Source organism: Mesorhizobium sp. B2-5-7 (genome assembly GCF_006440875.1).
Taxonomy (GTDB): Bacteria; Pseudomonadota; Alphaproteobacteria; order Rhizobiales; family Rhizobiaceae; genus Mesorhizobium; species Mesorhizobium australicum.
Genome location: NZ_VFUO01000003.1, coordinates 14,725 through 38,123, shown reverse-complemented (window position 1 = coordinate 38,123; position 23,399 = coordinate 14,725). Strand labels below are relative to the sequence as shown.

Annotated in this window: 22 protein-coding genes; 9 read left to right on the top strand and 13 right to left on the bottom strand. The window is 63.8% G+C overall.

Going from position 1 to position 23,399, the window contains the following annotated elements:
• Nucleotides 1-190: 190 nt before the first annotated feature.
• From FJ543_RS14050 to FJ543_RS14035, 4 genes are all read left to right on the top strand, one after another.
• Nucleotides 191-1,189, top strand: a complete 999-nt coding sequence (locus FJ543_RS14050; RefSeq protein WP_140875605.1) for an ABC transporter ATP-binding protein — start codon at nt 191-193, stop codon at nt 1,187-1,189.
• Nucleotides 1,190-1,203: 14 nt separating this feature from the next.
• Nucleotides 1,204-2,154: an ABC transporter permease gene (locus FJ543_RS14045; RefSeq protein ID WP_181172927.1), complete on the top strand. Its 951-nt coding sequence runs from the start codon at nt 1,204-1,206 to the stop codon at nt 2,152-2,154.
• Entirely contained in the window at nt 2,144-2,959 is an 816-nt protein-coding gene (locus tag FJ543_RS14040; protein WP_140723137.1) for an ABC transporter permease, read from the top strand. The genes FJ543_RS14045 and FJ543_RS14040 overlap by 11 nt, the downstream gene beginning before the upstream one ends.
• Nucleotides 2,960-3,062: 103 nt before the next feature.
• Nucleotides 3,063-4,490 (top strand): gamma-aminobutyraldehyde dehydrogenase, encoded by a 1,428-nt coding sequence (locus FJ543_RS14035; protein WP_140875603.1) that lies wholly within the window; start codon nt 3,063-3,065, stop codon nt 4,488-4,490.
• A 179-nt stretch (nt 4,491-4,669) separates the two neighbouring features.
• On the opposite strand, the gene FJ543_RS14030 is transcribed toward FJ543_RS14035, so the two are convergent.
• The 11 genes from FJ543_RS14030 to FJ543_RS13980 form a co-directional block, all read right to left on the bottom strand.
• Nucleotides 4,670-4,984: a hypothetical protein gene (locus tag FJ543_RS14030; protein ID WP_015314126.1), complete on the bottom strand. Its 315-nt coding sequence runs from the start codon at nt 4,982-4,984 to the stop codon at nt 4,670-4,672.
• A 43-nt stretch (nt 4,985-5,027) separates the two neighbouring features.
• Nucleotides 5,028-5,390 (bottom strand): nuclear transport factor 2 family protein, encoded by a 363-nt coding sequence (locus FJ543_RS14025; protein WP_015314125.1) that lies wholly within the window; start codon nt 5,388-5,390, stop codon nt 5,028-5,030.
• A gap of 82 nt (nt 5,391-5,472) precedes the next feature.
• Nucleotides 5,473-5,952, bottom strand: coding sequence for a carboxymuconolactone decarboxylase family protein (locus tag FJ543_RS14020; RefSeq protein ID WP_140660571.1), 480 nt, complete (start codon nt 5,950-5,952; stop codon nt 5,473-5,475).
• 109 nt (nt 5,953-6,061) lie between these two features.
• On the bottom strand, nt 6,062-7,615 hold the full coding sequence (locus tag FJ543_RS14015; protein ID WP_140875601.1) for an alpha/beta fold hydrolase: 1,554 nt from the start codon (nt 7,613-7,615) through the stop codon (nt 6,062-6,064).
• A 110-nt stretch (nt 7,616-7,725) separates the two neighbouring features.
• Nucleotides 7,726-8,037, bottom strand: a complete 312-nt coding sequence (locus FJ543_RS14010) for a formate dehydrogenase subunit delta (protein WP_015314122.1) — start codon at nt 8,035-8,037, stop codon at nt 7,726-7,728.
• The gene (gene fdhD, locus FJ543_RS14005) at nt 8,027-8,857 is read right to left on the bottom strand and encodes a formate dehydrogenase accessory sulfurtransferase FdhD (protein ID WP_140875599.1); all 831 of its coding nucleotides are present in this window, start codon (nt 8,855-8,857) and stop codon (nt 8,027-8,029) included. Before fdhD ends, FJ543_RS14010 begins: the two co-directional genes overlap by 11 nt.
• A gap of 2 nt (nt 8,858-8,859) precedes the next feature.
• A complete protein-coding gene (fdhF, locus tag FJ543_RS14000; RefSeq protein WP_015314120.1) occupies nt 8,860-11,772 on the bottom strand; it encodes a formate dehydrogenase subunit alpha in 2,913 nt (970 codons plus the stop codon).
• A gap of 10 nt (nt 11,773-11,782) precedes the next feature.
• Nucleotides 11,783-13,339: an NADH-quinone oxidoreductase subunit NuoF gene (locus FJ543_RS13995; RefSeq protein WP_140875597.1), complete on the bottom strand. Its 1,557-nt coding sequence runs from the start codon at nt 13,337-13,339 to the stop codon at nt 11,783-11,785.
• Entirely contained in the window at nt 13,336-13,815 is a 480-nt protein-coding gene (locus FJ543_RS13990) for a formate dehydrogenase subunit gamma (protein WP_140660574.1), read from the bottom strand. The genes FJ543_RS13995 and FJ543_RS13990 overlap by 4 nt, the downstream gene beginning before the upstream one ends.
• A 134-nt stretch (nt 13,816-13,949) precedes the next feature.
• Complete coding sequence (locus FJ543_RS13985; RefSeq protein ID WP_140875595.1) at nt 13,950-14,849, bottom strand: LysR family transcriptional regulator; 900 nt, start codon at nt 14,847-14,849, stop codon at nt 13,950-13,952.
• A gap of 146 nt (nt 14,850-14,995) precedes the next feature.
• Nucleotides 14,996-15,352: a VOC family protein gene (locus FJ543_RS13980; RefSeq protein WP_140875593.1), complete on the bottom strand. Its 357-nt coding sequence runs from the start codon at nt 15,350-15,352 to the stop codon at nt 14,996-14,998.
• 146 nt (nt 15,353-15,498) lie between these two features.
• Here FJ543_RS13980 and FJ543_RS13975 point away from each other — a divergent pair, with 146 nt between their 5' ends.
• Entirely contained in the window at nt 15,499-16,677 is a 1,179-nt protein-coding gene (locus FJ543_RS13975; protein WP_140875591.1) for an Mrp/NBP35 family ATP-binding protein, read from the top strand.
• Between the two features lie 18 nt (nt 16,678-16,695).
• Here the strand turns inward: FJ543_RS13975 and FJ543_RS13970 are convergent, their stop codons facing one another.
• The gene (locus FJ543_RS13970; protein WP_015314114.1) at nt 16,696-17,145 is read right to left on the bottom strand and encodes a carbon monoxide dehydrogenase subunit G; all 450 of its coding nucleotides are present in this window, start codon (nt 17,143-17,145) and stop codon (nt 16,696-16,698) included.
• Nucleotides 17,146-17,296: 151 nt separating this feature from the next.
• Here FJ543_RS13970 and FJ543_RS13965 point away from each other — a divergent pair, with 151 nt between their 5' ends.
• From FJ543_RS13965 to FJ543_RS13950, 4 genes are all read left to right on the top strand, one after another.
• Complete coding sequence (locus FJ543_RS13965; protein WP_140875590.1) at nt 17,297-19,102, top strand: IlvD/Edd family dehydratase; 1,806 nt, start codon at nt 17,297-17,299, stop codon at nt 19,100-19,102.
• A 228-nt stretch (nt 19,103-19,330) separates the two neighbouring features.
• Entirely contained in the window at nt 19,331-20,149 is an 819-nt protein-coding gene (locus tag FJ543_RS13960; protein WP_140875588.1) for a chromate resistance protein ChrB domain-containing protein, read from the top strand.
• Nucleotides 20,146-21,537: a chromate efflux transporter gene (gene chrA / locus FJ543_RS13955; RefSeq protein ID WP_140875586.1), complete on the top strand. Its 1,392-nt coding sequence runs from the start codon at nt 20,146-20,148 to the stop codon at nt 21,535-21,537. The genes FJ543_RS13960 and chrA overlap by 4 nt, the downstream gene beginning before the upstream one ends.
• Before the next feature lie 167 nt (nt 21,538-21,704).
• Nucleotides 21,705-22,103, top strand: a complete 399-nt coding sequence (locus FJ543_RS13950; RefSeq protein WP_015314110.1) for a hypothetical protein — start codon at nt 21,705-21,707, stop codon at nt 22,101-22,103.
• Between the two features lie 38 nt (nt 22,104-22,141).
• Here the strand turns inward: FJ543_RS13950 and FJ543_RS13945 are convergent, their stop codons facing one another.
• Nucleotides 22,142-23,371, bottom strand: coding sequence for an aromatic ring-hydroxylating dioxygenase subunit alpha (locus FJ543_RS13945; protein WP_140875584.1), 1,230 nt, complete (start codon nt 23,369-23,371; stop codon nt 22,142-22,144).
• Nucleotides 23,372-23,399: the final 28 nt, after the last annotated feature.

The window sequence follows — 23,399 nt, the reverse complement described above, 5'->3', positions numbered from 1 at the left end:
TTCGCTTCGCTAGAGAGGTAGGCGCTGCCTCTCACCCCTGCCTCTCCCCGTGAAGAACAGGGAGAGGCAGTTGCCAGCGTTGGAGCTTGTCCCTTCTCCTCGTCGCTATACGGGGAGAAGGTGCCGGCAGGCGAATGAGGGGCGGCGCGATCGCCTGAAATTTGATGAGCCTGAAAGATCAGGACACCCCATGACATCAGCCGTTTCCTTTCAAAAAGCCTCGCGCCATTTCGGCAGCGTTCGCGCTGTCGACGCTGTCGATCTCGACATCGCGCCGGGCGAATTCTTCGCCATGCTCGGGCCGTCCGGTTCGGGCAAGACCACGTGCCTGCGTCTCATCGCCGGCTTCGAGCAGCCGACGGCGGGTTCGATCTCGATCTTCGGCGAGCGGGCCGAGGGCGTGCCGCCCTACCGCCGCAACGTCAACACCGTGTTCCAGGACTACGCGCTGTTCCCGCATCTCAACGTGCTCGACAACGTCGCCTACGGGCTGATGGTCAAGCGTGTCGGCAAGGCCGAGCGGCACAAGGCGGCGGAAGAAGCGCTGTCGCTGGTGCGGCTGCCTGGCTATGGCGCGCGCCGGCCCGGCCAGCTTTCCGGGGGTCAGCGCCAGCGTGTCGCGCTCGCCCGTGCCCTGGTCAACCAGCCCAAGGTGCTGCTGCTCGACGAGCCGCTCGGCGCGCTCGACCTCAAGCTGCGCGAAAACATGCAGGAAGAGCTGAAATCGCTGCAGAAGGCGCTCGGCATCACCTTCGTCTTCGTCACTCACGATCAGGGCGAGGCGCTGTCGATGGCCGATCGCGTCGCCGTCTTCAACGATGGCAGGATCATGCAGATCGGCACGCCCGAGGATATTTATCAGCGGCCGAGCACGCGTTTCGTCGCCGATTTCGTCGGCTCCTCCAACGTGCTGCCGCCGAATTTCGTCCAGCGTTATTCCGGCCAGCACCGCTGGGGCAGCCTGCGCCCTGAATCCATTCGTGTCGGCCGCGCGGCGAGCGGCGAAGGCGTCGCCGCGCGCCTCGTCTCGACCAACTATCTCGGCGCCACGACAAGGCTGGCGCTCGATGCCGACGGGTTGAAACTGCACGCCGTGGTGCCTGCGGGAACGCCCCTGCCGGCGGAAGGTGAGGCGGTCATGCTCACCTTCAACCGCGAGCATCTGCACCTGATGGACGAGCCGGTATGAGCCTCGACGCTACCATGCCGCGTGCCACGGCGCCCGCCATCCTGCCCGGCAGCGGCGGCATGCGCGGGGCGCTGTCCGATCTCTTCTGGCGCCGACCCCAACTGTTGCTGCTGTTGATGCTCCTGCCGCCGGTGCTGTGGCTCGGCATCGTCTATATCGGCTCGTTGTTCGCGCTGCTGGCCCAGAGTTTTTTCTCGATCGACGAATTCTCGGGCCTCATCAATCGCCAATTCACGCTGAAGACCTATGGCGACCTGCTCCAGGCGGCCAATCTCGACATCATCCTGCGCACGGTGACGATGGCCGCATTGGTCACGCTTGCCTCCGCCATAATCGCTTTCCCGATCGCCTACTATGCGGCGCGCTATGCGCGCGGCCGCTGGAAGGCGCTGTTCTATCTCGGCGTCATGCTGCCGCTGTGGTCGAGCTACCTGGTCAAGATCTATGCCTGGAAGCTGATCCTGGCCAAGGAAGGTATTTTAACCTGGCTGCTCGCCAAGCTGCATTTGTTGTGGCTGCTCGACGCCTGGCTGTCACTGCCGGTCGTCGGCGGCAATTCGCTGTCGGTGTCGTTCACCGGCACTTTCATCGTGTTCGTCTATGTCTGGCTGCCGTTCATGATCCTCCCCGTTCAGGCAGCCCTCGAGCGGGTGCCTGGCAATCTGGTCGAGGCCTCGTCCGATCTCGGTGCTTCGCCGGGGCAGACATTCCGCAACGTCTTATTCCCGCTGGCGCTGCCCGGCATCGTCGCCGGTTCTATCTTCACCTTTTCGCTGACATTGGGCGACTACATCATCCCGCAGATCATCGGCACCTCGCGCCTCTTCATCGGCCAGGCCGTCTACTCGCAGCAAGGCACCGCCGGCAACATACCGCTCGCCGCCGCCTTCACCGTGGTGCCCATCGTCATCATGGGCTTCTATCTCTGGGGCGCCAAGCGAATGGGGGCTTTCGATGCGCTCTGACCGTGGTCAATCCGCTCCCCTCGGCCTGAAGATCGCCGCCGCCAGCGGCCTGCTCTTCCTGCATCTGCCGATCCTGCTGATCTTCGTCTATGCTTTCACGACGGAAGAGAAGAGCTTCGTCTGGCCACCGCCGGGGCTGACCACGCAATGGTTCGCCGTCACCTGGAACCGGCCCGATGTCTGGGAAGCGCTGTCGCTGTCGGTGCGCGTCGCCGCCATCTCGACCGCGATCGCGCTGCTGCTCGGCACGCTCTGCGCCGCAGCTGTGTCACGGACGAAATTCTTCGGCCGCGAGACCATCTCGCTGCTGGTCATCCTGCCCATCGCGCTGCCCGGGATCATCACCGGCATCGCGCTGCGCTCGGCCTTTTCGCTGGCCGAAATCCCGTTCTCGTTCTGGACGATCGTGCTCGGCCACGCCACTTTCTGCGTGGTCGTCGTCTACAACAACGCGGTCGCCCGTTTCCGCCGCACCTCCGGTTCGATGATCGAGGCCTCGATGGATCTCGGCGCCGATGGCTTCCAGACCTTTCGCCATGTCGTGCTGCCCAACATCGCCACCGCACTGCTCGCAGGCGGCATGCTGGCCTTCGCCCTCTCGTTCGATGAGGTCATCGTCACCACCTTCACCGCCGGCCAGCAGCAGACCGTGCCGATCTGGATGCTGGAGGAACTGATCCGCCCGCGCCAGCGCCCGGTCACCAATGTCGTGGCCATGGTGGTTGTGCTGGTGACGCTGCTGCCGATCCTGGTTGCCTATTACTTGACCCGCGACGGCGACCAGATCGCCGGTTCGGGCAAATGAAAGTAGTGAGTAGTGAGTAGTGAGTAGTGAGTAGATTTGGTCCGCTCTTTAACTACTCACTACTCACTAATTACCCCATTCGCTTCTGCCCAAGGAGACACCAATGGACACCCAGATGCTGATCGGCTCGAAATTCGAGAAGGGCACCGAGACCGAGGAGCCGATCCTCAATCCGAAGACCGGGGCGACCATCCTCAATCTGCCCGAGGCCAGCCAGGCACAGATCGAGGCGGCGGTGAGCGCCGCCGAAAAGGCGTTCGCCTTGTGGTCGCGCACCACGCCGGCACAGCGCTCCGGCTACCTCCTGAAGATCGCCGACCGCATCGAGACCGAGGCGCAGGAGTTCGCGACGCTGGAGGCGGTGAATTGCGGCAAGCCGATCAATGCGGTGCTCAATGACGAAATCCCGGCCATCGTCGACTGCTACCGCTTCTTCGCCGGGGCGGTGCGCTCTATGCCAGGTGTGGTCGCGGGCGAATACCTGCCCGGCCACACTTCGATGGTCCGGCGCGACCCGATCGGCATCGTCGCCTCGATCGCGCCCTGGAACTATCCGCTGATGATGATGGCCTGGAAGCTGGCGCCGGCAATCGCCGGCGGCAACACGGTGGTTTTCAAGCCGTCGGAGCAGACGCCGTTGACGGCGCTGAAGCTGGCGACGATCCTGGCCGATGTCCTGCCCGAGGGCGTCGTCAATGTCGTGCTTGGCCGCGGCGACAGCGTCGGCAACACGCTGATCAACCACCCCAAGGTCAACATGATCTCGATCACCGGCGACGTCGCCACAGGCAAGAAGGTGCTGCAGGCCGCCGCCAAATCGGTCAAGCGCACGCATCTGGAACTCGGCGGCAAAGCGCCGGTCATCGTTTTCGACGACGCCGACCTTGGCGCCGTCGTCAAAGGCCTGCGCGCCTTCGGCTACTACAATGCCGGCCAGGACTGCACCGCCGCCTGCCGCATCTATGCCGGCAAGAAGATCTACGACAAGCTTGTCGCCGATCTCTCCACCGCCGTCTCGACCATCAAATACAATCTATCAGACGACGCCGAGAACGAAATCGGGCCGCTGATCTCGCGGCGCCAGCGCGACCGCGTCTCGAGCTTCGTGGAACGTGCTTCGGAGCTGAAGCACATCGAGATCACCACCGGCGGCAAGCCGGGCGAGGGCACCGGCTTCTACTACCAGCCGACTGTCGTCGCCGGCGCGCTGCAGGAGGATGAGATCGTGCGCCGCGAAGTGTTCGGCCCCGTCGTTTCGATAACCCGCTTCACGGAAGTGGACGAGGCGGTGGCCTGGGCCAACGACAGCGATTACGGCCTGGCGTCATCCGTGTGGACCAAGGATGTTTCGCGCGCCATGGCGACCGCCGCGCGGCTGCAATATGGCTGCACCTGGATCAACACCCATTTCATGCTGACCAACGAGATGCCGCATGGCGGCCTGAAACAATCCGGCTACGGCAAGGACATGTCGCTCTATGCGCTGGAGGATTATACCGCCGTGCGCCATGTGATGGTTGCGCATGGGTGAGGAGCGGTCGCCGCTGGCGATCAATCGACAACGATTTGTCGATCGAAGCGACGAACGCCCGGAGCCATAGCGAAGGGCCGGGCGCCGGATCAGGGGCAGCGCAAGCTTCTACGATGCCGGCGCTGCCCCTCATTTGCCTGCGGCATCTCCTCCCGTGAACGGGAGAAGAACTCCAGCCGCTACTCCACGATGCGATAGATGTTCCACAGGCTGGTGCCCGACACGACATAGGGCTCCATCTCCTTGCCCCATTTGGCGTGCGCGTCGATCTTGCCGATCTTGGCGAACATCGCCTCCAACTGGGCCAGGCTTTCGACCTGGTGATGCGACTCGACCGTCGCTTCACGGGCGCCGATCGATCCGGTCATGATCTGGAATTTGAGCTCGGTGAGGCCGACCTGCGAGCCGATCTCGCGTTCCCATTTCCGCATCAGCTCGAGCACCGTCTGCTTGTGCCCGAACTTGGCATCGATCTGCCATCTGGCGCTGAACATGTTGGTTCTCCTCCATCACTTGCGGCTCAGGCCGCGGGTTGATCTACTCGTCCCAGGCCTGCACGACGGTTTGGCGCGCGATCAGGCCGTTCTTCAGCTCCAGCATTGCCGCGCAGAACACCTTGGTGCCGTCCGGGTAGGCGCATGCCTGGGTGAATGCCAGGCTGTCGCCGTGGGCGATGGTGGTGTCGACCTTGTGGGTCATCGCCCGGCTGCAGATGTCGTCCCAGAACGTCGTGATCGCCGCGCGCCCGCGGATTTCGCGCGGCTTGCTCGGCGGATTGTTGCGGTCGATCACCCGCACCAGCGCATCATCGGCATAGAAGCTCGACAGCATCTTGCCGTCACGGCCTTCGATCGCTTTCTTGATCGCCGCGCCATCCACGGCTTGGGTCTTGGTCAGCATTTTATCCTCCCTATGCCCGTCTTCAAGATCGGGCGTTTGACGTTTGAGGTGTCGCCCGGCGCTCGCCGACGGGCGGTGTCTTTCACTGTGACTTGGCCTTAACTGCCGCAAACACGCCGTCGGTCTGCTTCTTGAAGGTGGCCAGATCGACCTGGCTGCCGTTGAGGATCGTCGACCAGTGGCGCACGATCGCGGCCATCGCGATCGTCTCCTTGATCTCTTCGTCCGATGCGCCGTTGAGCTTGGCCGCCTCGGTGTGGAAATAGATGCAATACTGGCACGGGATCTGCGACGCGACCGCCAGCCCCATCAGCTCCTTGGTCTTGCCGTCGAGCGCGGTCTTGGGATTGAGCTGGACGCCCTTGATCTCGGCCCAGGCGCCGGCGATGGCGACGTCAGGCAGTGTCTTGAACATATCCGGCACCGAGCCGAGCGTCGCCTCGATGTCCTTGTAGGCTGTCGCCGCCGACGCATCCTCGGCTTTCGCCGGAGTGATCGTGAACAGCGCGCCAATGCCCGCCGCGATCACGAGTGACCTGACATTCAGTTTTGACTTGGGCATTTCATCCTCCGTTCGCAGCGCCTTTCCGGCGATATCCGCCTTGGCCTGCATGGGGGAATTGATAGCGCCTATGGCAGTGTGCCTGCTTCGCCCGAAAGCGCCATGGCTCTCATGGCCCGTCCGGGCCAGTCTGCCTGGCGGAAAATGCCGCCGCGGCCGCTCGCGACGGCAGGTCGAGCTTCAGCAGTATGTTGGCGACGTGGCGCTTGACCGTGTGCTCGCTCAGCCTGAGTTCGGCGGCGATTGCCGCATTGCTCTTGCCGTCGGCGATCAAATTCACGACTTCGCTCTCGCGCGCGGTCAGGCAAGCCGGTTCGGCCGCTTTGGTCTTGGGCCGGCAGGCCGGCTCCAGGTGCTGTTCGGACATCGCAAGCACAAACGCCAGCGGCTCGTCCAGCTCGTCGATGCCCACACGCCCGCGATCGACGAAATGAAGACCCGAGCCGACGGCCAGATCGGCGACCAGCCTCGACGCCAATATCTCGCCGCGCCCGGCGTGAGCGGCGAGTTGTATCGTCACGCGGCCCGTCAATCCTGCAGGAGGGCCGCGCGACTCGATCTCGCCGACATGCGCCCCTTGCGCGCTTGCCACCCCGATTTGCTGCGCCGCGTCCCGCAACGCCGCCGCGCAACGCAAGGCACGTCCAGGGCCGTCGAAGCGCGAAATCATCATCTCGGAGTGCATGTCCGCGCAGCGCCCGCCATGGCGCGTCACAAGGGTCCGCCATGTCTCATGGAAATGCTGGCTGCGTTCGCTCCACATCCGGTCTCCGAGGCGGGCCGTGTCGTAGATCCGAGTCACGAGAAGCGCAGCCAGAACGCGTTCGGCTTCCACCACGGCGCGCTCGCCGGTCAGGAACTCCTCGATCAGGTCGGCGACCCGGTCGACATCACCGGTCCAGATCGGGTGGTCGCGCCCCGGGATTTCGACCAGCCGCGCGTTGGGGATCTTCCTGGCCAGAAAGCGGCTGGCGTCGGGGTCGACCCGCACATCGTTGCGACGATGGATCAGCAGCGTCGGCGCGCCGATTGCCGCCAGGACGCCGCGTACATCGATCCCCGCGTTCATCCGCGCCAGCGTCGCCGCCGCGGTAGGGCTTGCCGACAGCCGCTCGAAGCGCGCCCACCAGGTTGAAAAGCGGGTATCGTCGACCCTGCCCGGTGCGAAATTGGGCAAGGTGGCGCCTGTGCCCCAGGCCGTCTCGGCCGTCGCGATGAAGGCTTCCAGACGCTCCGGCGGCATCACCCATTTGTGGAAATGCGCGTAGCCACCATAGAGCGCCAGTGCCCGCGTCCGCTCTGGATAGGTGGCGGCGAACAGCATCGCCAGCGGCGCGCCTTCCGAAGCGCCAAGGATCGACGCGCGGCCGCTGCCGACCGCATCCATCACCGCGCGCACATCATCCATGCGGGTCTCGAGGCTGGGCAGGTGATGGACATCGACGCGGTCGGAAAGACCCGTGCCGCGCTTGTCGAACAGGATCAGCCGTGAGAAGGCCGAAAGCCGCCTCAGGAGCCTGGTATAGCCCTCGTCTTCCCAGTGCAGGTCGAGGTTGGAGATGAAGCCGGGGACGAAGACGAGGTCGAACGACCCCTGGCCGACCACCTGATAGGCGATCCGCACCTCGCCGCTAAGGGCGTATCGGGTCTCGATCGGCCTCACGAGGGTGTCCGCCCGGCCTGACGATTTCTGATCACCAACCATAGCAGAGCCGCGCCGGTTGCGGCAGCTTATATTTTAGCGGAAATGAATGTAGCCGGCGGCCGACGCGGTTACTTTTGCGACGCGGCGACGTCGCCAGGCGAGGCCGCGAGGCCGAGCTTGAGATCGGCCTCCGCCGGCGTGATCGGCCGTTTGATCCTGGCCGAAGCGACCACGACCAGTTCGTCGAAGCCTTCACCGCCGCTGTCCAGCATCTCGAAGAACTGGCGCCGCATTCTCGGCTCCCAGAACTTGTTGATATGCTCGGCGACGCCGGCAACGCCTTCCTCGCGTGGCCTGGAGTGGAAAAAGGCGGCGATCTGGTTGGCCATGCGCACCAGCTTTTCCCCCGTGCTCATGATGTGCTCTTCGTCATGCGACATGCTGGGCAACTCCCGAAATCACCCGGTCGGGGTGGGTAAAAACATCGAAATCGTCGCCACGCACCAGCGCCACCAGCGTCATGCCGGCCTCTTCCGCGGTGCGGATGGCAAGGGCCGTCGGCGCCGAGACGGCGATGATGAAGGCTGAACCGATCGCCGCCGTCTTCTGCACCATCTCGACCGAAACACGGCTGGTCACCACGACGGCGCCCGATGCGCCATCGATATTGGCCTTGGCCAGCGCGCCGGCCAGCTTGTCCAGCGCATTGTGTCGGCCGACATCCTCGCGCGCCATGACGACGCCCTTGCCAGGGACATAGAAGCCGGCGGCGTGCACGGCGCCAGTCTCGGTATGCAGCGGCTGCACCTTCGACAGCAGCTTGACCGAGCGGATGATATCGTCGGCCTCAAGCGTAAGTTTCGACGCACCGACCGGATCGACCGAGCGCATCGCCTCCTCGATGGATTCGATGCCGCAGAGCCCGCAGCCCACCGGCCCGGCAAGCCGCCGCCGGCGAGCCTCGAAGCGCGTATTGGCCTGGTCCTTCAGCCGGATCTGGATGTCGATGCCGGCGCCATGATCTTCGACCTCGATGGCTTCGATCTCATCAGGCGCAGCGATGATGCCTTCGGTGAGCGAGAAGCCGAGCGCGAAATCCTCGAAATCGGCGGGGCTCGCCATCATCACCGCATGCGTGGTGCCGGCGAAGGAGAACGCCACTGGCGTCTCCTCCGGCACCATGCGGTTGGCCGCAGCCGTGCCGCTGGCGCGGTGCGCCAGTCGCGATATCTGCGTCGTCGCTTTGCGGCGCGCGGCCAAGACTACTCCGCCGCCTGCAGCGGTGCGATGCGACGGCTCTGCTTGGCCTGCTCGTCATAGTCGCGCTGCCATTCCGACGGGCCGTTGGAAGCGCCGACCTGCACTGCCGTCACCTTGTATTCCGGGCAGTTGGTCGCCCAGTCGGAGAAGTCGGTGGTAATGACGTTGGCCTGCGTGTCGGGATGGTGGAAGGTGGTGTAGACCACGCCCGGCGATACCCGGTCGGTGATCAGCGCGCGCAGCGTCGTCTCGCCCGAACGGCTGGTCAGCCGGACCCAGTCGCCATCGCGCAAGCCGCGGTTTTCTGCGTCGTGCGGATGGATTTCCAGCCTGTCCTCGGAGTGCCACATGACATTTTCGGTGCGCCGCGTCTGCGCGCCGACATTGTACTGCGACAGGATACGGCCGGTGGTCAGCAGCAGCGGGAAGCGCGGTCCGGTTCTTTCGTCCGTCGCCACATATTCGGTGCGGATGAACTTGCCCTTGCCGCGCACGAAGCCGTCGACATGCATGATCGGCGTGCCAAGCGGCGCCTTGTCGTTGCAGGGCCATTGCACGGAGCCGACCCGGTCGAGCAGGTCGAAGGAGACGTTGGCGAAGCTTGGCGTCGTCTTGGCGATCTCGTCCATGATTTCGGACGGATGGGTATAGTTCCAGTCGAGGCCGATCGCACGGGCGAGTTCCTGCGTCGCCTCCCAATCGGCGTAGCGCGCCTTCGGTTCCAGCACCTTGCGCACCATATTGATGCGGCGTTCGGCATTGGTGAAGGTGCCGTCCTTCTCGAGGAAGGTCGAGCCCGGCAGGAAGACATGCGCGTAGTTCGCCGTCTCGTTGAGGAAGAGGTCGTGCACCACCACGCATTCCATCGCGGCCAAGCCGGCGGCGACATGCTTGGTGTCGGGATCGGACTGCAGGATGTCCTCGCCCTGGATGTAGATGCCCTTGAACGAGCCGTCGACGGCGGCATCCAGCATGTTGGGAATGCGCAGGCCGGGTTCGTCGTCGAGCTTCACGCCCCAGAGGCTTTCGTAGATGTCGCGCACCGCGTCACCCGAAATGTGCCGGTAGCCCGGCAACTCATGCGGGAACGAGCCCATGTCGCAGGAGCCCTGCACATTGTTCTGGCCGCGCAGCGGATTCACGCCGACGCCAGGCCGGCCGATATTGCCGGTGGCCATGGCGAGGTTGGCGATCGCCATCACCGTGGTCGAGCCCTGGCTGTGCTCGGTGACGCCGAGGCCGTAATAGATCGCGCCATTGCCGCCCTTGGCGTAGAGACGGGCGGCACCGCGGATCAACTCCGGATCGACGCCGGACAGCTTGCCGACGATTTCGGGGCTGTTTTCCGGCAGGGCGACGAAGGACGCCCAGTCCTGGAATTCCGCCCAGTCGCAGCGCTCGCGGATGAAGGCTTCGTCGAAAAGGCCCTCGGTGACGATGACGTGCGCCAGCGAGGTCAGCACGGCGACATTGGTGCCGGGCTTCAGCGGCAAATGGTAGTCGGCTTCGACGTGGGCCGACTTGACCATTTCGGTGCGGCGCGGATCGAGCACGATCAGCTTGGCGCCCTGGCGCAGCCGCTTCTTCAGCCGCGAGGCGAACACCGGGTGCGCGGAAGCCGGATTGGCGCCGATGATAACCGCGACGTCGGTGAATTCGACGGAATCGAAGTCCTGCGTGCCGGCCGAGGTGCCGTAGGTCTGGCCGAGCCCATAGCCGGTCGGCGAATGGCAGACACGTGCGCAGGTGTCGACATTATTGTTGCGGAAGCCTTGGCGAACCAGCTTCTGGACGAGGTAGGTCTCCTCATTCGTGCAGCGCGAGGAGGTGATGCCGCCGATCGCGGTGCGGCCGTACTGGTACTGGATGCGGCGGAATTCCTTGGCCGTATGGGCGATCGCCTCTTCCCAGCTCACTTCGCGCCACGGATCGCTGACCTTTTCGCGGATCATCGGCGACAGGATGCGGTCCTTGTGGGTGGCATAACCGTAAGCGAAGCGGCCCTTCACGCAGGAATGGCCATGGTTGGCCATGCCCTCCTTGTAGGGCATCATGCGGATGACCTCGTCGCCCTTCACTTCGGCCTTGAACGAGCAGCCGACGCCGCAATAGGCGCAGGTGGTGACGGCCGAGCGCTCCGGCAGGCCCTTTTCGAGCACGGTCTTCTCGCGCAGCGCATCGGTCGGGCAGGCCTGCACGCAGGCGCCGCAGGACACGCATTCGGAGGCAATGAAGTCCTCGTGCATGCCGGCGACCATGCGCGATTCGAAGCCGCGGCCCTCGATGGTCAGCGCGAAAGTGCCTTGCACCTCCTCGCAGGCGCGCACGCAGCGCGAGCAGACGATGCACTGCGCCGGATCATAGGTGAAATAGGGGTTGGACTCATCACGGGCGATGTAGTCGACCGCGAGCGAGCCATGGCCCGGCGCGACGCCATTTTCTTCCTTGACGTGGTTGCGGCCCTCAACGCCGTAGCGATTTTCGGTCAGGCCGACGGACTTCGCCACCACATCGAACTCGCTGGCGCCAGTTCCGGCCTTCTCGTGCCAGCCGGTCGGATGGTCGGAGACGTAGAGTTCCATGACGCCCCGGCGGATGGCGTCGAGCCTGTCCGACTGCGTGCGCACCACCATGCCTTCGCCGACAGGCGTCGTGCAGGAAGCCGGCGTACCGCCGCGCCCGTCGATCTCGACGAGGCAGACGCGGCAGGAACCGAACGAGTCCAGCATGTCTGTGGCGCAGAGTTTGGGGATCTCCACCCCGCCTTCCATCGCCGCCCGCATGATCGAGGTGCCTTCCGGCACGCTGATGCTGCGGCCATCGACGGTCAGCGTGACCTGTTTTTGCGCCTTCGACTCCGGAGTTCCGTAGTCAATCTCTTCGATCAGTATTGGGAAGTCGGCCTTGATGTTCATCTGCCAGCTCCTATTCAGCAGCCACGCGCGCTGGCGCGGGCTTGAAATCCTCGGGGAAATGGGTGATCGAGCTCATCACCGGGTAGGGCGTGAAGCCGCCCAGCGCGCAGAGCGAACCGAACTTCATCGTGTTGCAGAGGTCGGTGACCAGAGCGAGGTTCTTCTCCGGTTCGATACCGGCGGCGAGCCTGTCGATGGTTTCCACGCCCCGCGTCGAGCCGATGCGGCAAGGCGTGCACTTGCCGCAGCTTTCGATGGCGCAGAATTCCATGGCGAAGCGTGCCTGCTTCAGCATGTCGGCGGTATCGTCGAAAACCGTGATGCCGGCGTGACCGATCAGTCCATCGCGCTTGGCGAATTCTTCGTAGTCGAACGGCGTGTCGAACAGTGCGCGCGGGAAGTAGGCGCCGAGCGGGCCGCCGACCTGCACCGCCTTCACCGGACGCCCGGTGGACGTGCCGCAACCGATCTCGTCGACGATCTCGCCCAGCGTCAGGCCGAAAGCGGTTTCGAACAGGCCGCCTTGCTTGACGTTGCCGGCGATCTGGATCGGGATCGTGCCGCGCGAGCGGCCCATGCCGAAATCCTTGTAGAAGGTGGCGCCCTTGTCCATGATGATGGGTACGGAAGCGAGCGAAATGACGTTGTTGATCACCGTCGGCTTGCCGAACAAACCCTGTATCGCGGGCAGCGGCGGCTTGGCGCGCACCACGCCGCGCTTGCCTTCCAGGCTGTTCAAGAGCGAGGTTTCCTCGCCGCAGACATAGGCGCCGGCACCGACGCGGATTTCCATGTCGAAGGCGTTAGGCGAACCCAGCACATTGACGCCGAGCACACCGGCTTTGCGGGCGATCTCGACGGCCTTGTTCATGACAGCCACCGCGTGCGGATATTCCGAGCGGATATAGACGAAACCCTTGGTCGCGCCGGTGGCGATGCCGGCGATGGTGATGCCTTCGATGAGCACGAAGGGGTCGCCCTCCATGATCATGCGGTCGGCGAAGGTGGCGCTGTCGCCCTCATCGGCGTTGCAGACGATGTATTTGCGCTCCGATGTCGTATCGAGCACCGTCTTCCATTTGATGCCGGTCGGGAAGCCGGCGCCGCCGCGGCCGCGCAGGCCGGAGTCGGTGACCTGCTTGACGATGTCGGCGGGCGCCATCGCCACCGCGTTCCGCAGGCCGCTCAGTCCGCCGAGCGATTTGTAGGCATCGAGCGACAGCGGGTCGTTGATGCCACAACGTGCAAACGTCAAGCGAGTTTGTTTGGCTAGGAACGGAATCTTGTCCGGTGCGCCGAGCCAGCGCTTGTGATGGCCGCCGGTGAGAAAACCGCTGTCGAACAGGCTCTTCACGTCCGACGGTTTCACCGGCCCGTAGGCGACACGGCCGTTGGCCGTCGCCACTTCGACCATCGGTTCGAGGAAATAGGCGCCGCGCGAGCCGTTGCGCACGATCTTGGCCTCGATGCCGCGCTCCGCAAGTTCCTTGGCGACGGCCTTCGCGACCTTTTCCGCGCCCAGCGCCAGTGCGCCGGAATCGCCGGGAATATAGATACGGGGGGTCATGAGCGCACCTCGGCGACGATCTCGTCGATCTTGTCGTCATCCAACCGACCGATCACCTCGCCATCCAGCATCGCAGATGGCGAGCAGGCGCACAGCCCGAGGCAATAGACCGGCTCCAGCGTAACCGATCCGTCACGCGTGGTCTCATGAAAGTCGATGCCGAGCAACTGCTTGACCTTGGCGGCGACCGCGTCCGAACCCATCGACTGGCAGGCTTCCGCCTGGCAGAGCTTGAGCACGTGCCGTCCGGCCGGGCGCGCACGGAAATCATGATAGAAAGTCACGACACCATGCACCTCGGCCCTGGACAGGTTCAGCCCGTCGGCAATAATGGGCACGGCATCCTGCGGGACGTGGCCGAATTCTTCCTGGATGCCGTGGAGGATCGGCAGCAGCGGACCCTCGAGGTCCTTCAACTCCTGGATAATCGCCGCCGTGCGCGATGCGATCTCGGTACTTGCAGGCTGCATCGTCATGCAGCGCCCTCCCTGGTCGATAGCTTTTATCGCTAAGTCTTTACAAAATCAGAGGAAACCCGCGAAATCAATAAAGCTGTTTCGTTGCTCGATAGAAATCTTCTATCGACGAGCTTCGCTCAGCATTGTCTAGCCTATCGGTGGGCGCGGAAATCGTCTGCCAGCGCCATCGCCTCGTCCAGCAGCGCCTGCACCAGCGGCGTGTGCGGCTCGCGCGGCGCGGCGACCAGCCCGACTGTGTGGCTGGCATCGGGCTCGACGATCGGAATGGCCCGGATCGGTTCGGAAAAACCGAATGTTTCCGCAAGGTTGAGTGGCATGATCGATGACCATTTGCCGGTCCGGATGTGCGAGAACAGCACGATCATCGAATTCGATTCCAGCGTCGGCCGCACCTGCACGCCGGCTTCCGCCAGGTGCTGGTCGATGATGCGGCGGTTCTGCATGTCCGGCGTCAGAAGGCACAGCGGCAACTGGCTGATCTCGGACCATGTCACTTTGTCGCGGTCGGAATAGGGATTGCCGATTGCGGTGATCAATTGGTAGCGCTCGTCATAGAGGGGCACGCTGGTCACCCGTCCCAGCGGTTCGTTGTCGAGATAGGTGATGCCCGCATCGACATCGAAATTGCCGAGCAGCGACAGCACTTCGATCGAGGTCCGCGACAGCACCGAAAAGGTAACGCCTGGGTGCTTGTCTCGAAAGGGCGTCGTTAATCTCGCGACCATCGCCAATGCCGTCGGGATTGCTGCAATCCGGATGCGGCCGGAAAGGCCATGCCGGGCGGCGCGCATCTCCTCGCGCATGGTCCTGGAGTCGCCGACGATGCGGCGCGCCCAGACCAACACTTGCTTGCCCTCCGGGGTCAGCCCCTGGAACCGCGACCCGCGATTGACCAGCATGACGCCGAGCTGGCCCTCGAGCTGCTTGATGCCGGCCGACAGGGTCGGCTGCGTGACCCCGCACGCCTCGGCCGCCCGGCCGAAGTGCTCTTCCTTGGCCAGCGCGATGAAGAATTCCAGCTTGTCGATCATTGGCGGAAGCTATCCGGCGCGGTGGCGTCGCGCCAGATGGTGTCGCGCTCAAACCTCCAATGCATGTCGCCCGAAAGTGACTTCGGTTTTGGGACAACGACATGCATAAAAAAGCGATCGCGCCGCGCTGCCTCGATCGCCGGGATCTACCGATCCACGAGATTGAGGATGTTGCCGTCCGGATCCTTGAACCATGCGACTTTCATGCCGCCGCCGACATGCAGGTCACCCTCCATCGTTAGGCCGGGCATCTCGTAATGCTCGAAGGCGACACCCTTCGACTTGAGGGCGTCGCCGACCCTCCAGGTTACCGCCGTCGCCTTGTTGGTCCCTGCGAATTCGGAACGATAGACATTGATCGTGGTATCGCCGCTTTTGTAGACGATCAATTCGCCGCCCTCATCGTGCACCTGTTCCAGGCCGAGTGTTCTCTCATAGAAGGCCTTGGCCTTTGCCAGATCCTTCACGGCGAGGTTTGCCGATGCGTTGCTGTTTGCAAGCATGATCGTCTCCTTCCCTGGTTGTCATTCCCTCTGGTCATGGAAATAGGTCGCCCAGGCCGCTTGACGACCGCCATCATGCCTGGCGCTTGGAGCGGTCCGCGATCTGCACTATGTGAGCTGCAGCCGAACGCCAGGGAACAACAGCCATGTCCATCACCAAGGAAATCGTCACCGAGCGCCTGAAGACGGTGAACGGGCCGGACTTTACCGGCAACATCGTCGACCTCGGCATGGTTTCGGAGATTTTCATCGCCGATTCGAAAGTGTTCTTCTCGATCACCGTTCCCGCCGCGCGCGCTCAGGAGATGGAGCCGTTGCGCGCCGCCGCCGAGCGGGTGGTGAAGGCCATTCCCGGCGTCGCCGGTGCGGTCGTCGCGCTGACGGCTGAAAAGAAAGGCGGCGGCATGGAGGGGTCGGTTCCGTCGCGCCCCGCACCCAGGCCGGCGCCGACGGCCCCGGTCGCTGCGGCGCCGCGGGCGGCTCCGCATGCTCCTGCTTCGCAGAGCCAGGGCAAGCGCGGCGTGCCCGGCATCGAGGCGATCATAGCGGTTGCTTCCGGCAAGGGTGGCGTCGGCAAGTCGACCACGGCCGTCAACCTGGCACTCGGCCTTGCCGCCAATGGCTTGCGGGTTGGCGTGCTTGATGCCGACATCTATGGCCCGTCGATGCCCAGGCTACTCAACATCCATGGCCGGCCGCAGACGGTCGACGGCAAGATCCTGAAACCGATGGAGAATTACGGCCTCAAGGTGATGTCGATGGGTTTCCTCGTCGATGAGGAGACGCCGATGATCTGGCGCGGGCCGATGGTGATGTCGGCGCTGACGCAGATGCTGCGCGAGGTTGAATGGGGACGGCTCGACGTGCTCGTCGTCGACATGCCGCCCGGCACGGGCGATGCGCAACTGACCATGGCCCAGCAGGTGCCGTTGGCGGGTGCCGTCATCGTCTCGACGCCGCAGGACCTGGCACTGATCGACGCCCGCAAGGGTCTCAATATGTTTAGGAAAGTCGATGTGCCGCTGCTCGGCATCGTCGAGAACATGAGCTACTTCATCGCCCCGGATACCGGCAAGCGTTACGACATCTTCGGCCATGGCGGCGCGCGCCGCGAGGCGGAGAGGCTGGGCGTCACCTTCCTCGGCGAGGTGCCGCTTGAAATGGGCATCCGCGAGAGCTCCGACGCCGGCACGCCCGTGGTCGTCTCGAAGCCGGATGGCGCCGAGGCGAAAATCTATCGCGATATCGCCTCCAAGGTCTGGGACCGGGTCAACGAGGAACGCGGCGCGGCCGAAGCGGCTGTGCCGAGTATCGTTTTTGAGTGAACCCTCACGGGGAGCGTATCAGCCTCCCACTTTCTCGCCGAAAGCCGAGAAGAACTGTCCGGCCAGTTTCTTCGACGTCGATTCGATCAGCCGGCTGCCGAGCTGTGCGATCTTGCCGCCGACTTCTGCCTTGGCCGCATATTTGAGGACCGTCGCGTCCGGCCCGTCGGCGGTGAGCGTGACGTCGGCGCCGCCCTTGGCGAAGCCGGCGATGCCGCCCTTGCCTTCGCCCTGGATGGTGTAGGCATGCGGCGGCTTGAGATTCCTGAGCGTCACTTCGCCGTTGAAGGTGGCCTTGATCGGCCCGATCTTCAGCACCACCGTTGCCGCCATCTCGGTCGCCGATTTCATTTCCAGGCTCTGGCAGCCTGGAATGGCGCCCCTCAGGACGGTTGGGTCGTTCAGCGCTTCCCACACTTTCTGCACGGGTGCGGCGATACGTTCCTCGCCCTCGATCACCAAAGCCATCTAAACCTCCCGCATCGCCTATGTCGGATTGGTCGTAGCGTGCGGCTCGATAGCTGTCTATCGCACCAAAGTCCGGATTCAGATCACGCGTGCCCCTTGCCTGCATCCGCGCGTTGTCATATCGATTTGTCATACAAATACGGAGACCATGATGGCCGGCGCCCCCACGAAAAAGAAAAAGTTCCGCTCGCAGGAGTGGTTCGACAATCCCGACAATCCGGGAATGACGGCGCTCTATCTCGAGCGCTACCTGAATTACGGGCTGACTCGCGCCGAGTTGATGTCGGGCAAACCGCTGATCGGCATCGCGCAGACGGGCTCTGACCTTTCCCCTTGCAACCGGCACCATATCGAACTCGCCAAGCGCGTGCGCGAAGGCATCGTCTCGATGGGCGGCATTCCTTTCGAGTTCCCCTGTCACCCGATCCAGGAGACCGGCAAGAGGCCGACCGCGGCCCTCGACCGCAACCTCGCCTATCTCAGCCTTGTCGAGGTGCTCTACGGCTATCCGCTCGACGGCGTCGTGCTCACCATCGGCTGCGACAAGACCACGCCTGCCTTGCTGATGGCGGCGGCGACCGTCAACATCCCGGCCATCGCGCTGTCGGTCGGCCCGATGCTCAATGGCTGGCATAAGGGCAAGCGTACCGGCTCGGGCACCATCGTCTGGGAATCGCGCCAGCGCCTGTCGGCCGGCGAAATCGGCTATGACGAGTTCATGGACATCGTCGCGTCCTCGGCGCCGTCCACCGGCTACTGCAACACGATGGGCACGGCCACCACTATGAATTCGCTGGCCGAGGCGCTCGGCATGCAACTGCCCGGTTCGGCCGCCATTCCCGCGCCCTACCGCGAGCGCGGCCAGATCGCCTACGAGACGGGCAAGCGCATCGTCGACATGGTGCACGAGGACCTGAAACCGTCCGATATCATGACCCGCGCGGCCTTCGAAAACGCCATCGTCGTCAATTCGGCGATCGGCGGCTCGACCAACGCGCCGATCCATCTCAACGCCATCGCCCGCCATCTCGGCGTGCCGCTCGACAATGACGACTGGCAGACCATCGGCCTCAAAGTGCCGCTCATCGTCAACTTGCAGCCGTCAGGTGAATACCTGGGCGAAGACTATCACCACGCCGGCGGCGTGCCTGCCGTGGTCGCCGAACTGATGAAGGCCGGAATGCTGCCGCATCCCGATGCCTTGACCGTCAATGGCAAGTCGATCGGCGCCAATTGCGAGGGCGTCGCCAACGAGAATACCGACGTCATCCGCACGGTGGCCGAGCCGCTGAAGGCCAATGCCGGCTTTATCAACTTCAAGGGCAACCTATTCGATTCGGCGATCATGAAGATGAGCGGCATTTCGCCGGAATTCCGCGAGCGCTATCTGTCGAACCCGGACGACCCGGAAGCCTTCGAGGGCAACGCCATGGTGTTCGACGGCCCCGAGGATTACCACGCCCGCATTGACGATCCGGCGCAAGGCATCGACGAGCATACCATCCTGTTCATGCGCGGCGCCGGTCCCGTCGGCTATCCCGGCGGCGCCGAGGTCGTCAACATGCAGCCGCCGGCCTACCTCATCAAGAAGGGTATCCACGCGCTGGCCTGCATCGGCGATGGCCGCCAGTCCGGCACGTCGGGCTCACCGTCGATCCTGAACGCCTCGCCGGAAGCCGCGGTCGGCGGCGGCCTGGCGCTGCTCAAGACCGGCGACCGCGTCCGCATCGACCTGCGGAAGGGCACGGCGAACATCCTCGTCAGCGATGACGAGATCACGCGGCGGCGCGCCGAGCTGCAGAAGGATGGCGGCTATCATTATCCCCAGCACCAGACGCCGTGGCAGGAGATCCAGCGCGGCATGGTCGACCAGTTCTCGGCCGGCATGGTGCTGAAGCCGGCGGTGAAATATCAGGATGTCGCCCACACGATGGGGGTGCCTCGCGACAATCATTGATTATCCCCGGGAATAGTCATCGATTATTCCTGGCTGATCAGCGATGATGGATGACGACGACCGGCGGCCTTCGATCAGGCCGCCGTGTCACAGCCACGGGCCGGGAAACGCTCTGTCCTTGACAAGCCAGCCCAACAATTCCACCATCATCGCAAGGGGTGTATCGCGACGACCCCGTGAGGCGTCAGCCCAATGTTCGCGTCCAGGCTTCTTCAGGAGGTGGACGCCATGCCGTCAACAACCGCTATCACCGTACAGCAACTATCCCGTCTGATTGGTCTGCCGGGCGCGCCTGTGATCGTCGATGTCCGTATCGATGAAGACTACGACGCCGACCCGCGCCTGCTGCCGGCCTCTCACCGGCGCAATTTCAAAACGGTCTCGGCTTGGGCAAACGACCTTGCCGGCAGCCAAGTGGCCGTCGTTTGCCAGAAGGGGCAAAAGCTTTCGCAAGGGGTTGCCGCGTGGCTGCGGCATGAAGGCATTGCCGCCGAATCCCTCGAAGGCGGCTTCGAAGCCTGGCGCGATGCCGGCGGGCTTCTGGTCCGCGCCGACAAGATACCTTCCCGCGATGAAAAGGGCCGCACCGTCTGGGTGACGCGGGCTCGCCCCAAGGTCGATCGCATCGCTTGCCCATGGCTGATCCGGCGCTTCATCGATCCCGACGCGGTGTTTCTCTTCGTCGAACCCGCTGAAGTTCCGGCTGTCGCAGACCGCTTTCAGGCCGTGCCTTTCGACATCGACAATGTGTTCTGGAGTCATCGCGGCGAGCGCTGCACCTTCGACACGATGATCGAGGAGTTCGGGCTGGAATCCCAGGCACTCGATCGGCTTGCCACGATCGTGCGCGCGGCCGACACCGCACGCCTGGATCTCGTTCCCCAGGCAGCCGGATTTCTGGCCGCCTCGCTTGGCCTGTCGCGCATGTTCCGCGACGATCTGGAGCAGCTGGACGCCGGCACGATGCTCTATGACGCGTTCTTCCGCTGGTGTCGCGACGCCACTGACGAGACGCACAACTGGCCGGGCGGGGCAAAGCCGTCATGAGCAGCCTCATTTCGGGCAATGATGCAGACCTCGTCGAGGCGCCGGCGGTCCCGAGCTTCCGCGAAGCCACGAAACTCTGGGCGAAGATCGGATTGCTGAGCTTCGGCGGGCCGGCCGGTCAGATCGCGCTCATGCACAAGGAATTGGTCGAGGACCGGCGCTGGATCGGCGAACAGCGTTTCCTGCATGCGCTGAACTACTGCATGCTGCTGCCCGGTCCCGAGGCCCAGCAACTCGCCATCTATATCGGCTGGCTGCTGCACAGGACGATCGGCGGCCTTGTCGCCGGTGTCCTGTTCGTGGTGCCCGGCGCACTGGTCATGCTCACCCTGAGCATTCTCTATGCGCTCTATGGTGATGTCCCGCTGGTCGCGGCGCTGTTCTTCGGGGTCAAGGCCGCCGTGCTCGCGGTCGTGGTCGAGGCGGTGATCCGCATCGGCCGCCGCGCCTTGAAGAACCGGTTGATGGTGGCGATCGCGCTCTGCGCTTTTCTCGGCATCTATGTGCTCGCCATCCCGTTCCCGCTCATCGTCCTGATTGCGGGATCGGTGGGATGGGTGGGAAACCGTGTCGCGCCAGCCCTGTTTTCCGGCGCGGCGCACGGCAAGAACGACGCTCCCGATATCAGGGGCGCGGTCGACCTGATGTTCGAACGCGGCGAACTGGCCCATACCAGACCGACACGATGGCATGCGCCGCGCACCATCGCGATCTGGCTGCCGATCTGGCTCGGGCCGGTTCTGTTGCTCTGGGCGCTCACCGGGACAAACAGCGTGTGGACGCAGATTGGCGGCTTCTTCAGCCTCATGGCGGTGGTCACCTTTGGCGGCGCCTACGCGGTTCTTGCCTATGTCGCGCAGGCAGCCGTGCAGTCCTTCGGCTGGCTCGCCCCTGGTGAAATGGTCGACGGCCTCGGCCTTGCCGAGACCACGCCGGGTCCACTCATCCTGGTGTTGCAATTCGTCGGCTTCATCGCCGCGTTTCGCCACGCCGGCTCGCTGGATCCGCTGCTTGGCGGATCGCTTGGAGCGCTGCTGACGCTGTGGGTTACGCTCACACCCTGCTTCTTCTGGATATTCCTCGGCGCGCCCTACATCGAGGCCCTGCGCGGCAACAAGGCCCTGTCGGCCGCGCTGGGCGCGATCACCGCCGCCGTGGTCGGCGTCGTCATGAACCTTGCTCTGTGGTTCGCCTTGCACGTCGTCTTCCGCGAAGTGCGCATGACGGGCCTTGGCATGAACGTGCCGGTGCTTTTGTCGATCGACTGGCGAGCCGCGCTGCTTTCGGTCGCCGCCATGGTCGCCATCCTGAAGTGGAAAACCGGTGTGCTGCCGACGCTTGCGGGATGCGCTCTTGCCGGCGTGTTGCTGCTCGCCACGGGCGGCTAGTGGATGTCGCCCGGAAGTGTCTTCGGTTCGGGAAAACGACATGCATCGAAACAAGATCTAAGGCGCGTCGCATGAATCCGTTTCGACGCGACGCGCTTTAGATTTTCCGGCTCCTTTGTATTCCGCTTCCGAACCCCCTAACTGGTGGAAAACGGATTGGACCAGCAATGGCGGGACGACGCTCTTCCCTCGGCTTTCTCGGTATGTTCGGCCGCTCGGGTGATTTGCGGCAGCTCGATGCCGCCTTGCGTGGCGCCGACCTGCATCCCGCCCTCGTGCCCGAAGGGGTGAAACTAACCATCGTCAATCTGATGAAGGACCACTGGCCCGAGGAGCCGCCGCCGCAGGCCTATCCGCGGGTAGCGAACCTGTTCAGCTACTGCATCGCCGGACCGGAAACCTTCGAGCGTGCGCAAGGCCCACAGCAGCGGCTCGACGCGGAGCGCCGGATCGAGGCCGCTCTCGAAACCGGCGACGATCTCGATGCCCAGATCGTGCTGATGGCACTGCACGCCAAGCTGATCAACGCCGAGGTGGTTGAGCGCTTCGGGCTGGGCGCCGACTGAGCGCTGGCTGAGTGCTTTCGTGAAACGCTGAAACCGCTCTAAGCCCGGCTTATCTCCTGGAGATACCAGCCGATATAACGCAGCTCGTTGTACTCCATCGGCGCGATCGGTCCGGGCACGAAATAGTGCGAGCGTACGCCGCGCGCCGTATGCTCGATGATCTTCTTGTCCTCGTCCGTGGTGACCTTCCACAGCCAGGTCAGTTTCTCCAGATCGTAGTCCTGGCCTTCGACAGCGTCGCCGCGCACCAGCCAGATCAGTTCCATCTCGCAGGTCTGAGCCGTTTTCGGGATGAATCGGTAGATCATTCCATGGTCGGGGTAGCAGACGAGGAAAGTCGTGCCGCCAAGATGGATGGAGGTGACGCCGCCGTCATAGTCGGTGAAGCGGCCCATCAGTGGCGCGACGGGGGAGCCGTCCCGGCTGCCGCTCGAAACGCCGTCATAGAGCGCATAGCGGAAGGTGTGGATCGCCTCCTGGCCGGCGGCCGAATTCTGCCAGCGATCGCCGCTGCCGATCTCGATGCCGAGAGCGCAGGTCCGCTGTTCCATCGCGGCATTGAGCTGCTCGATCATCTCCGCGGGCTTTTCCAGCGCGTGCGTCTGCGAATATTCGGGATGCGCCGGTCCGCAATGGTAGCATTCGACGTAATTTTCGACGGCGAGCTTCCAGTTCGCGTCGAGCGGATAGCTTTGGCGATAGGCCACCTTGGCACCGCCCCAACCATATTGTCCGCAACTCGTGCGCAAAGATTGCTCGATCGGATCGAAATCGAGTGGCGTCTCGGCGAAGGAGATGAAGACAAGGCCGGTCGCGACGCGGACATGGAGCTTCTTCAGCCCGTGCGCGGTGCGGTCGAAATCCTTCGGCATCAGCCTGGCGGCGCGCAGCGAGCCGTCATTGGAATAGGTCCATGCATGGTACGGGCAGACGAACACTTTCGCGTTGCCCTTCTCTTTGGTGCAGACCTCGGCGCCGCGATGGCGGCAGACATTGAGCATGGCATGCACGGTGCCATCCATGCCACGCGACAGGATGACCGCCTCGTCACCGAGCTTGAACAGTTCGAAGTCGCCGGGGTTGGGAATGACGCTGGCATGCGCCAGGCAGTGCCAATGGCGGCGGAACAGACGTTCCATGTCCCGCTCGAAAATATCCTGGTCGTGGTAGAATGGGCGCGTCAGGCCGTAGCCTGGCCGGTGCGAGGCCACCAGCCGATCGATGGCATCTTCGGTATTTGCGGCTTGCTGGATAGGATAGACGCTCATTTGTCGTTCTGCCAATGGTTGGTTCTGT